We start from the raw sequence: 11,622 nt of genomic DNA, 5'->3' as shown, positions 1-11,622 counted from the left end.
CATGCCGATTCAGATTCTGCCGCCACAGCTCGCGAACCAGATTGCCGCAGGCGAGGTGGTAGAGCGTCCGGCATCGGTGGTGAAGGAACTGATAGAAAACAGCCTCGATGCAGGCGCCACGCGGATTGATATCGATATCGAACGCGGCGGCGCGAAGCTTATCCGCATTCGCGATAACGGCGGCGGCATTAAAAAAGAGGAGCTGGCGCTGGCGCTGGCGCGGCATGCCACCAGCAAAATCGCCACCCTTGACGATCTGGAAGCGATCATCAGCCTCGGTTTTCGCGGTGAAGCGCTGGCCAGTATCAGCTCGGTTTCTCGTCTTACGTTGACCTCCCGCACCGCCGATCAGCAGGAAGCCTGGCAGGCTTATGCGGAAGGGCGCGACATGGACGTGACGGTAAAACCCGCCGCGCATCCGGTCGGTACGACGCTGGAAGTGCTTGATCTCTTTTATAACACCCCGGCACGCCGCAAGTTTATGCGCACCGAAAAAACCGAATTTGGTCATATTGATGAGGTGGTTCGCCGCATCGCACTCGCGCGTTTTGACGTCACCATCAACCTCAATCACAACGGCAAAATGGTGCGCCAGTACCGCGCGGTTCAGCCGGACGGTCAGCAGGAACGCCGTCTGGGCGCCATCTGCGGAACGCCTTTTCTTGAACAGGCGCTGACGATTGAGTGGCAGCATGGCGATCTGTCGCTGCGCGGTTGGGTCGCCGATCCGAAACACACCACTTCCGCGCTGGCGGAAATTCAGTACTGCTATGTCAATGGCCGTATGATGCGTGACCGCCTGATCAATCATGCGATTCGCCAGGCTTGCGAAGACAAACTGGGCGCGGAGCAGCAGCCTGCGTTTGTGCTTTATCTGGAGATCGATCCACATCAGGTGGATGTTAACGTTCACCCGGCGAAGCACGAAGTGCGTTTCCATCAGTCGCGGCTGGTGCATGATTTTATCTATCAGGGTGTGCTGAGCGTACTGCAACAGCAACTGGATGCGCCGTTACCATTGGCGCAAGACGACGCGCCCGCGCCCCGGCAGATCCCCGAAAACCGGGTGGCCGCCGGACGCAACCAGTTTGCCGAACCTGTTACGGCGCGTGAACCCGCGGCGCCCACGTATACTGCACCGTCGTCTGGCGGCGCAGGCCGCGGGCAGGGCGGGGCATCGTGGCCGAACGCGCAGCCGGGATATCAAAAGCAGCAGGGAGCGCTCTATCGCCAACTGCTCGATACGCCCGCTGCCACGCACAAAGCACCGACACCGCAGCCGGTACAGGCGACTCTCGATGGACACAGCCAGAGCTTTGGCCGGGTACTGACCATCGTGGCGGGGGATTGCGCGCTGCTGGAGCGGGATGGCCGGTTGAGCCTGCTGGCGCTGCCGGTAGCGGAACGCTGGCTGCGCCAGGCGCAGCTTATGCCAGGCAAAGAACCGATCTGCGCGCAGCCGTTGCTGATCCCGCTGCGGTTAAAAGTCTCCGCAGAAGAACAACAGGCGCTGAAAACTCACCTGACGGTGCTGACTGAGCTGGGCATCGACATTCAATCCGATGCGCAGCACGTCACTGTCAGAGCGGTGCCTTTACCCTTAAGACAACAAAATTTACAAAACTTGATTCCTGAACTGATAGGCTACCTTGCGCTGCAAAAAACGGTGGTCGCGGGCGATGTTGCCCAGTGGATTTCCCGCAATCTGGCGAGTGAACATGACCACTGGAATATGGCGCAGGCGATAGCCGTCCTGGCCGATGTGGAGCGTTTATGCCCGCAACTGGTCAAGGCGCCGCCGGGTGGCCTGTTACAATCCGTTGATTTGCATTCGGCGATGAACGCCCTGAAAGATGAGTGAAGTAGTAGAAACCAGCCTGCCAAAGGCGATTTTTTTGATGGGGCCAACGGCCTCCGGCAAAACCGCATTAGCGATCGAATTGCGTAAAGTTTTGCCAGTAGAGTTGATAAGCGTCGATTCTGCCCTTATCTATCAGGGGATGGATATCGGAACGGCAAAGCCTGATGCGCAAGAGCTTCGCGCCGCGCCACACCGGTTGCTGGACATCCTCGATCCGGCGCAAGCGTATTCGGCGGCAGATTTTCGTCGCGATGCGTTAGCGGAAATGGCAGAGATCACCGCAGCAGGACGGATCCCGTTGCTGGTGGGTGGAACGATGTTGTATTTCAAGGCCTTGCTGGAAGGGTTATCGCCGTTACCATCGGCGGATCCGAAGGTCAGAGCCAGAATTGAGCAGGATGCCGCAGAGCGCGGATGGAATACCTTGCATGAGCAGCTTCAGGAGATAGATCCGGTTGCTGCTGCGCGTATTCATCCGAATGATCCGCAAAGACTTTCCCGAGCACTGGAAGTTTTTTTCATTTCGGGTAAAACTTTAACGGAACTGACGCAAACGTCAGGAGACGCTTTGCCGTATCAGGTGCATCAGTTCGCCATCGCCCCGGCGAGCCGTGAACTGCTCCATCAGCGCATCGAGCAGCGTTTTCATCAGATGTTAGCTTCAGGTTTTGAAGCAGAAGTGCGGGCGCTTTTTGCCCGTGGAGATTTGCATAAGGATATGCCTTCCATTCGTTGTGTGGGGTACCGCCAGATGTGGTCTTATCTTGAAGGCGAGATTTCATATGATGAAATGGTTTATCGAGGTGTTTGCGCCACGAGGCAGCTCGCCAAGCGCCAGGTGACCTGGTTGCGCGGTTGGGACGGTGTTCACTGGCTTGATAGCGAACAACCGCAACAGGCGCTCAACGAAGTGTTACAGGTAGTTGGTGCGAGTGCAGGCTGAATGTGTACAATTGAACCGTATCGTGCGCAATTTTCAGAACCACAGGGTTCTAAGTACAAAACAAGCATATAAGGAAAAGAGAGAATGGCTAAGGGGCAATCTTTACAAGATCCGTTCCTGAACGCATTGCGTCGGGAGCGTGTTCCGGTTTCTATTTATTTGGTGAATGGTATTAAACTGCAAGGTCAAATTGAGTCTTTTGATCAGTTCGTGATCCTGTTGAAAAACACGGTCAGCCAGATGGTCTATAAGCACGCGATTTCTACCGTTGTTCCGTCCCGCCCTGTATCTCATCACAGCAACAACGCAGGTGGCGGTACTACTGGTAGTAATTACCACCATGGCAGTAACGCGCAGGGTTCTGCTGCGCCACAAGACAGCGACGAAACCGAATAAGGTTGATGGCTGTTTTTCTATGTCGGGGAGCCAGGTTTCTGCGTTCCCCGCTGATCTTTTTTGAGGGTTGACGCTTGTTTGACCGTTATGACGCCGGTGAGCAGGCGGTACTGGTACACATCTATTTTTCGCAAGACAAAGATATGGAAGACCTCCAGGAGTTTGAATCTCTGGTCTCTTCCGCCGGTGTCGAAGCAATGCAGGTGATTACCGGTAGCCGTAAAGCACCGCACCCGAAGTATTTTGTTGGTGAAGGTAAAGCTGTCGAAATTGCGGACGCCGTAAAAGCGACGGGCGCTTCCGTCGTGTTATTTGACCATGCATTGACTCCGGCCCAGGAACGTAACCTGGAACGCCTTTGCGAATGCCGTGTGATTGATCGCACTGGCCTGATTTTAGATATTTTCGCTCAGCGTGCGCGAACCCATGAAGGTAAGTTGCAGGTTGAGCTGGCGCAACTGCGCCATCTGGCAACGCGCCTGGTGCGCGGCTGGACCCACCTTGAAAGGCAAAAAGGCGGGATTGGTTTGCGCGGTCCGGGTGAGACCCAGCTTGAAACCGACCGTCGTTTGCTGCGCAATCGCATTATGCAAATCCTCTCGCGGCTGGAAAAAGTGGAAAAACAGCGTGAGCAGGGGCGCCGTTCGCGAACCAAAGCGGATATTCCGACAGTCTCGCTGGTGGGTTACACCAACGCCGGAAAATCGACGCTGTTTAACCAGATAACCGAAGCCCAGGTTTACGCGGCAGACCAGCTGTTCGCCACCCTGGATCCGACGCTGCGCCGTATTGATGTCGCCGACGTCGGCGAAACGGTGCTGGCGGATACTGTCGGCTTTATTCGCCATCTGCCGCATGATTTGGTGGCGGCGTTTAAAGCGACGCTGCAGGAAACCCGGCAGGCGACGCTGCTGTTGCACGTCATTGATGCGGCCGATGTGCGGGTGCAGGAAAACATTGATGCCGTGAATACGGTTCTTGAAGAGATCGAGGCGCACGAGATCCCGACGCTGTTGGTGATGAACAAAATCGATATGCTGGACGATTTCGAACCGCGTATCGACAGAGATGATGAGAATAAACCGATTCGGGTCTGGCTCTCTGCGCAGACCGGAGTGGGAGTACCACTGCTTTTCCAGGCTTTAACTGAGCGTCTTTCCGGGCAAATCGCGCAGCACACGCTGCGTTTGCCGCCGAAAGAGGGGCGTCTGCGAAGCCGGTTTTATCAGCTTCAGGCGATAGAAAAAGAGTGGTTGGAGGATGACGGTAGCGTCGGCATACAGGTGCGTATGCCTGTCGTCGACTGGCGTCGCCTCTGTAAACAAGAACCGGCACTGTCTGACTACATCGTCTGACGGTGCAGCTTGCCTGAAGATATTAACCCCGTTCGGGGTACCCAAAACAAATATGGAGCATAAACATGGCGTGGAATCAGCCCGGTAATAACGGACAGGACCGCGACCCGTGGGGAAGCAGCAATAATCAAGGCGGCAACTCTGGGGGAAATGGAAACAAAGGCGGTCGCGATCAGGGACCGCCGGATCTGGATGATATCTTCCGCAAACTGAGCAAAAAGCTTGGTGGTTTTGGCGGTGGTAATAAAGGGGGCCAGGGCGGCGGCAGTAATCCGCAGGGACCTCGCGTTCAGATGGGCGGTCGCATTGTCGGTATCGTTGCCGCTGCTGTGGTCATCATTTGGGCCGCGACAGGTTTCTACACCATTAAAGAAGCAGAACGTGGTGTGGTTACGCGCTTTGGTAAATTCAGTCATCTGGTTGAGCCGGGCCTTAACTGGAAGCCGACATTTATCGATAATGTCACGCCGGTTAACGTTGAAGCGGTGCGTGAACTGGCGGCGTCCGGCGTGATGCTGACCTCTGATGAAAATGTGGTGCGTGTTGAAATGAACGTGCAGTACCGCGTGACCGATCCGCAGCGCTACCTGTTCAGCGTGACCAGTGCTGATGACAGCCTGCGTCAGGCGACGGACAGCGCTCTGCGCGGCGTTATCGGCAAATACACCATGGATCGTATCCTGACCGAAGGTCGTACCGTGATTCGTAGCGATACCCAGCGTGAGCTGGAAGAGACCATTCGTCCGTACAACATGGGTATTACCCTGCTCGACGTGAACTTCCAGGCTGCACGTCCGCCAGAAGAGGTGAAAGCCGCGTTTGACGATGCGATTGCAGCGCGTGAGAACGAGCAGCAGTACATCCGTGAAGCGGAAGCGTACACCAACGAAGTTCAGCCGCGAGCTAACGGTCAGGCGCAGCGTATCCTCGAAGAGGCGCGCGCGTACAAGACCCAGACCATCCTGGAAGCGCAGGGTGAAGTGGCTCGTTTCGCGAAGATCCTGCCGGAATATAAAGCCGCGCCAGAAATCACTCGCGAACGTCTGTATATCGAAAGCATGGAAAAAGTGCTGAGCCATACCCGCAAAGTGCTGGTTAACGATAAAGGCGGAAACCTGATGGTGCTGCCGCTGGACCAGATGCTGAAAGGCAGCAGCGCTGCCGGGGCAAAGAGTGACAGCAGTGGCGCAAACAACCTGCTGCGTCTGCCGCCTGCGTCCTCATCCAGCAGCGGGGCGAGCAATACATCGTCCTCAAGCCAGGGCGATATTATGGACCAACGCCGCGCCAACGCGCAGCGTAACGACTACCAGCGTCAGGGGGAATAACGATGCGTAAGTCAGTTATTGCGATTATCATCATCGTGCTGGTAGGGCTGTATACGTCTGTTTTTGTTGTTAAAGAAGGCGAGCGCGGAATTACGCTGCGTTTCGGCAAAGTCGTTCGTGACGATGACAACAAACCGCTGGTGTACGAGCCAGGCCTGCATTTTAAAGTGCCGTTTATTGAATCGGTTAAAACGCTGGATGCGCGCATTCAGACCATGGACAACCAGGCCGATCGCTTTGTGACTAAAGAGAAAAAAGACCTGATCGTTGACTCCTACATCAAGTGGCGTATCAGCGATTTCAGCCGTTACTATCTGGCGACTGGCGGCGGCGACGTCTCCCAGGCCGAAGTGCTGCTGAAGCGTAAATTCTCTGACCGTCTGCGTTCTGAAATTGGTCGTCTGGATGTGAAAGACATCGTTACCGACTCCCGTGGTCGTCTGACGCTGGAAGTGCGTGATGCGCTGAACTCCGGCTCTGCGGGCACCGAAGACGAAGTGACGACGCCCGCCGCCGATGACGCGATTGCCAAAGCCGCAGAACGCGTTCAGGAAGAGACCAACGGCAAAGTGCCGGTGATCAACCCGAACAGTATGGCAGCACTGGGTATCGAAGTGGTGGATGTGCGTATCAAGCAGATCAACCTGCCGGCGGAAGTGTCCGAAGCGATTTACAACCGTATGCGCGCCGAGCGTGAAGCGGTTGCCCGTCGCCACCGTTCACAGGGTCAGGAAGAAGCGGAAAAACTGCGTGCTACCGCGGACTATGAAGTGACCAAAACGCTGGCGGAAGCCGAGCGCCAGGGTCGCATTATGCGTGGTGAAGGCGATGCCGAAGCCGCGAAATTGTTCGCTGATGCTTTCAGTCAGGATCCGGATTTCTACGCCTTTATCCGTAGTCTGCGCGCTTACGAAAACAGTTTCGACAGCAACCAGGATGTGATGGTCATGAGCCCGGACAGCGATTTCTTCCGTTATATGAAGACGCCGGGTAATGCGACGCGATAAACTTAACCGCGTTTGAGTCATCAAACCACCGCTCTCTTCGGAAGCGGTGGTTTTCTTTTATAAGGTAGCGAAATGAATTCAACAATCTGGCTGGCGCTGGCCCTCGTGCTGGTACTTGAAGGGCTTGGCCCGATGCTCTATCCGCGTGCCTGGCGTCGGATGGTTGCCACTATGAGCCAGTTACCGGATAACCTGTTGCGTCGCTTTGGCGGTGGACTTGTGGTTGCAGGGATTGTGATCTACTACATGTTGAGGAAAACGATTGGCTGATCAATTTGTAGTCAGATTTGCCTGATTTTAGGGTCAAAAAGTGCTGTAACTCTGAAAAAGCGATGGTAGAATCCATTTTTAAGCAAACGGTGATTTTGAAAAATGGGTAACAACGTCGTCGTACTGGGCACCCAATGGGGTGACGAAGGTAAAGGAAAGATCGTCGATCTTCTGACTGAACGGGCCAAATATGCTGTACGCTACCAGGGCGGACACAACGCAGGCCATACTCTCGTAATCAACGGTGAAAAAACCGTCCTCCATCTTATTCCATCAGGTATTCTTCGCGAAAACGTCACCAGCATCATCGGTAACGGCGTTGTGCTGTCGCCTGCTGCGCTGATGAAAGAGATGAAAGAACTGGAAGACCGTGGTATCCCGGTTCGCGAACGTCTGCTGCTCTCTGAAGCATGCCCGTTGATCCTCGATTATCACGTTGCGCTGGATAACGCACGTGAGAAAGCGCGTGGCGCGAAAGCTATCGGCACCACGGGTCGTGGTATCGGGCCAGCTTATGAAGATAAAGTCGCACGCCGTGGTCTGCGCGTGGGTGACCTGTTCGACAAAGCCACCTTCGCTGACAAACTGAAAGAAGTGATGGAATATCACAACTTCCAGCTGGTGAACTTCTACAAAGCGGAAGCGGTTGACTACCAAAAAGTGCTGGATGATGTCATGACAGTTGCCGACATCCTTACCGGGATGGTGGTTGACGTGTCCGATCTGCTGGATCAGGCGCGTAAGCGTGGCGATTTCGTCATGTTTGAAGGCGCGCAGGGTACGCTGCTGGATATCGACCACGGTACCTATCCGTACGTGACCTCTTCCAACACCACTGCCGGTGGCGTTGCAACAGGTTCTGGCCTTGGTCCGCGTTACGTTGATTACGTGTTGGGTATCCTGAAAGCCTACTCCACTCGTGTGGGCGCAGGTCCGTTCCCGACTGAACTGTTTGATGACATCGGTGAGTTCCTGTGCAAACAGGGTAACGAATACGGTGCCACTACCGGTCGTCGTCGTCGTACCGGCTGGCTGGATTCCGTCGCCGTACGTCGCGCCGTACAGATCAACTCTCTGTCAGGTTTCTGCCTGACCAAACTGGACGTCCTGGACGGCCTGAAAGAGGTGAAAATCTGTGTGGCTTACCGTCTGCCGGATGGCCGTGAAGTGACCACCACGCCGCTGGCGGCTGATGACTGGGAAGGCATTGTGCCTGTCTACGAAACCATGCCGGGCTGGTCTGAATCGACCTTCGGTGTGAAAACGCGTAGCGGCCTGCCGCAGGCAGCACTGAACTACATTAAGCGTATTGAAGAACTGACGGGCGTTCCGGTTGATATTATCTCCACCGGTCCTGACCGTACTGAAACCATGATCCTGCGCGATCCGTTCGACGCGTAATCATGCCGGGGCACGATTGCCGTGCCCCCTTCCTGCCTGCTTTTTTACTTCCCCGTTCGAATTAATTAGCCCGTTACTATCTGGCTGGTTTATCATCAATAGTAATAATCTCCGCTTTTCCCCTGTTTTGAGGTTGATGTGCAGTTAACGAGTTTCACCGATTACGGATTACGTGCGCTAATCTATATGGCGTCGTTGCCCAACGGACGCATGACCAGTATCTCTGAAGTGACAGAGGTGTACGGTGTGTCCCGTAATCACATGGTTAAAATAATCAACCAGCTTAGCCGCGCTGGCTACGTTGCTGCTGTGCGCGGAAAAAACGGTGGGATCCGTTTAGGCAAACCGGCTGCATCCATTCGTGTGGGAGATGTTGTACGCGAACTTGAACCGCTTTCGCTGGTGAATTGCAGCAGTGAGTTTTGCCACATTACCCCTGCCTGTCGTCTGAAACAGGCACTTTCTAATGCCGTGAATAGTTTCCTTAAGGAACTGGATAACTACACACTGGCTGATTTGGTTGAAGAGAATCAACCGCTTTATAAATTATTGCTGGTGGAAGAATGACAAAAAAAGGCTTTCACCAGAGATGACAACGGAGGAACCGAGATGTCACAAGATCCTTTCCTGGAACGCGAAGCAGAAAAATACACCAATCCTATCCCGAGCCGGGAATTCATCCTTGATCATTTATCTAAACGCGAAAAACCCGCCAGCCGTGAAGAGCTGGCGGTTGAACTGAATATTGACGGCGAAGAACAGCAGGAAGCGCTGCGCCGTCGTCTGCGCGCCATGGAGCGCGACGGACAACTGGTCTTTACCCGCCGCCAGTGCTATGCGCTGCCGGAACGCCTCGATCTGCTGAAAGGCACTGTCATTGGCCACCGTGATGGCTACGGCTTTCTGCGCATCGAAGGACGCAAGGACGATTTGTATCTCTCCAGCGAGCAGATGAAAACCTGCATCCACGGTGACGTGGTACTGGCGCAGCCGCTGGGCGCCGATCGCAAAGGCCGCCGCGAAGCACGCATTGTGCGTGTGCTGGTGCCGAAAACCAGCCAGATCGTGGGCCGTTATTTTACCGATGCCGGCGTGGGTTTTGTCGTGCCGGATGACAGCCGCCTGAGCTTCGATATCCTCATCCCGCCGGAAGAAATCATGGGCGCGCGCATGGGCTACGTGGTGGTGGTTGAACTCACCCAGCGTCCGACGCGTCGTACCAAAGCGGTAGGCAAAATCGTCGAAGTGCTTGGCGATAACATGGGTACTGGCATGGCCGTCGATATGGCGCTGCGTACCCATGAAATTCCTTACGTCTGGCCGCCAGCCGTGGAAAAGCAAATCGCGGGACTGAAAGAGCAGGTGCCGGAATCGGCAAAAGCCGGGCGTGTTGATTTGCGCAGTCTGCCGCTGGTCACCATTGACGGTGAAGACGCCCGCGATTTTGACGATGCGGTCTACTGCGAGAAAAAACGCGGTGGCGGCTGGCGCCTGTGGGTGGCGATTGCTGACGTGAGCTATTACGTGCGACCAGGCACCGCGCTGGATAACGAAGCGCGCAGCCGCGGCACCTCCGTCTATTTCCCGTCGCAGGTCGTTCCGATGCTGCCGGAAGTGCTCTCCAACGGCCTGTGCTCGCTGAACCCGCAAGTGGATCGCCTGTGTATGGTGTGCGAAATGACGATTTCGTCAAAAGGCCGTCTGACGGGTTATAAATTCTACGAAGCAGTGATGAGCTCTCATGCACGTCTGACCTACACCAAAGTGTGGCACATGCTGCAGGGCGATCAGGATCTGCGTGAACAATACGCGCCGTTGGTGAAGCACATTGAAGAGCTGCACACCCTTTACAAAGTGCTGGACAGCGCTCGCGAAGAGCGCGGCGGCATCTCGTTTGAGAGCGAAGAAGCGAAGTTTATTTTCAACGCTGAGCGCCGCATTGAACGCATCGAGCAAACTCAGCGTAACGATGCGCACAAGCTGATTGAAGAGTGCATGATTCTGGCGAACATCTCTGCGGCGCGTTTCGTGGAAAAAGCCAACGAGCCCGCACTGTTCCGTATTCACGACAAGCCGAGCAACGAGGCGATCACCGCTTTCCGTTCGGTGCTGGCCGAACTGGGGCTGGAACTGCCAGGCGGGAATAAACCGGAGCCACGTGATTACGCTGAATTGCTGGAATCCATTGCTGATCGTCCTGATCATGAGATGTTGCAGACCATGTTGCTGCGCTCCATGAAGCAGGCGGTATACGACCCGGAAAACCGTGGTCACTTCGGCCTGGCGTTGCAGTCATACGCGCATTTTACCTCGCCGATCCGCCGTTATCCGGACCTGTCGCTGCACCGCGCCATCAAGTATCTGCTGGCGAAAGAGCAGGGGCACAAAGGCAACAGCACCGAGACCGGCGGCTGGCACTACAGCATGGAAGAGATGTTGCAACTGGGCGAGCACTGCTCGATGACCGAGCGTCGCGCCGATGAAGCCACCCGTGAAGTCTCCGACTGGCTGAAGTGTGACTTTATGCAGGACCAGGTCGGCAATGTCTTCCCTGGCGTCATCGCCAGCGTCACCGGTTTTGGTTTCTTCGTTCGACTGGACGATCTGTTTATCGATGGTCTGGTTCACGTTTCCACGCTGGATAACGACTACTATCGCTTTGACCAGATCGGGCAGCGACTGATCGGTGAATCCGGCGGTCAGACTTATCGCCTGGGTGATCGCGTTGAAGTGCGTGTCGAAGCGGTCAATATGGACGAGCGTAAGATCGACTTCACGCTGATCTCCAGCGAGCGCGGCCCGCGCAACGTCGGTAAAACCGCGCGCGAAAAAGCGAAAAAATCCACCAGTGGCAAACCGACGAGCCGTCGCCGGAATGCGGGTAAAAAGGTGAATTTCGAACCGGACAGCGCTTTCCGAGGTGAGAAGAAACAGAAACCAAAGGCGGCGAAGAAAGACGCCAGAAAAGCGAAAAAGCCTTCGGCTAAAACGCAGAAAATTGCTGCCGCGACCAAAGCAAAGCGTGCAGCGAAAAAAAATACCGCGCAGTAATATCGCCCCA

The 11,622-nt window shown here is 55.3% G+C and carries 10 protein-coding genes; all 10 read left to right on the top strand.

Annotated elements, in window-relative coordinates; all coding sequences use genetic code 11:
- The first annotated feature begins 1 nt into the window (after position 1).
- Complete coding sequence (gene mutL, locus QMG90_RS19605; RefSeq protein WP_283281379.1) at positions 2–1,861, top strand: DNA mismatch repair endonuclease MutL; 1,860 nt, start codon at positions 2–4, stop codon at positions 1,859–1,861.
- Entirely contained in the window at positions 1,854–2,804 is a 951-nt protein-coding gene (miaA, locus tag QMG90_RS19600; protein WP_283281377.1) for a tRNA (adenosine(37)-N6)-dimethylallyltransferase MiaA, read from the top strand. Before mutL ends, miaA begins: the two co-directional genes overlap by 8 nt.
- 84 nt (positions 2,805–2,888) lie before the next feature.
- Positions 2,889–3,200: an RNA chaperone Hfq gene (gene hfq, locus QMG90_RS19595; RefSeq protein ID WP_283281375.1), complete on the top strand. Its 312-nt coding sequence runs from the start codon at positions 2,889–2,891 to the stop codon at positions 3,198–3,200.
- Between the two features lie 74 nt (positions 3,201–3,274).
- Positions 3,275–4,555 (top strand): ribosome rescue GTPase HflX, encoded by a 1,281-nt coding sequence (hflX, locus tag QMG90_RS19590; protein ID WP_283281374.1) that lies wholly within the window; start codon positions 3,275–3,277, stop codon positions 4,553–4,555.
- Positions 4,556–4,620: 65 nt separating this feature from the next.
- On the top strand, positions 4,621–5,883 hold the full coding sequence (gene hflK / locus QMG90_RS19585) for an FtsH protease activity modulator HflK (RefSeq protein ID WP_283281373.1): 1,263 nt from the start codon (positions 4,621–4,623) through the stop codon (positions 5,881–5,883).
- Positions 5,884–5,885: 2 nt separating this feature from the next.
- Entirely contained in the window at positions 5,886–6,890 is a 1,005-nt protein-coding gene (gene hflC, locus QMG90_RS19580) for a protease modulator HflC (protein WP_283281372.1), read from the top strand.
- A 72-nt stretch (positions 6,891–6,962) separates the two neighbouring features.
- Positions 6,963–7,160 carry a DUF2065 domain-containing protein gene (locus QMG90_RS19575; protein ID WP_049848594.1) on the top strand — a complete coding sequence of 66 codons (198 nt, stop codon included), beginning with the start codon at positions 6,963–6,965 and terminating at the stop codon, positions 7,158–7,160.
- 102 nt (positions 7,161–7,262) lie between these two features.
- On the top strand, positions 7,263–8,561 hold the full coding sequence (gene purA / locus QMG90_RS19570) for an adenylosuccinate synthase (RefSeq protein WP_283281370.1): 1,299 nt from the start codon (positions 7,263–7,265) through the stop codon (positions 8,559–8,561).
- A gap of 138 nt (positions 8,562–8,699) precedes the next feature.
- Positions 8,700–9,128: a nitric oxide-sensing transcriptional repressor NsrR gene (gene nsrR, locus QMG90_RS19565; RefSeq protein ID WP_038156281.1), complete on the top strand. Its 429-nt coding sequence runs from the start codon at positions 8,700–8,702 to the stop codon at positions 9,126–9,128.
- Between the two features lie 42 nt (positions 9,129–9,170).
- Complete coding sequence (gene rnr / locus QMG90_RS19560) at positions 9,171–11,612, top strand: ribonuclease R (protein WP_283281369.1); 2,442 nt, start codon at positions 9,171–9,173, stop codon at positions 11,610–11,612.
- Positions 11,613–11,622 lie beyond the last annotated feature (10 nt).

The sequence above is a fragment of the Trabulsiella odontotermitis genome, from assembly GCF_030053895.1.
Classification (GTDB): Bacteria; Pseudomonadota; Gammaproteobacteria; order Enterobacterales; family Enterobacteriaceae; genus Trabulsiella; species Trabulsiella odontotermitis_C.
Note: the sequence above shows the minus strand (reverse complement) of the source record. Positions and strands in the feature narration are given on the sequence as shown.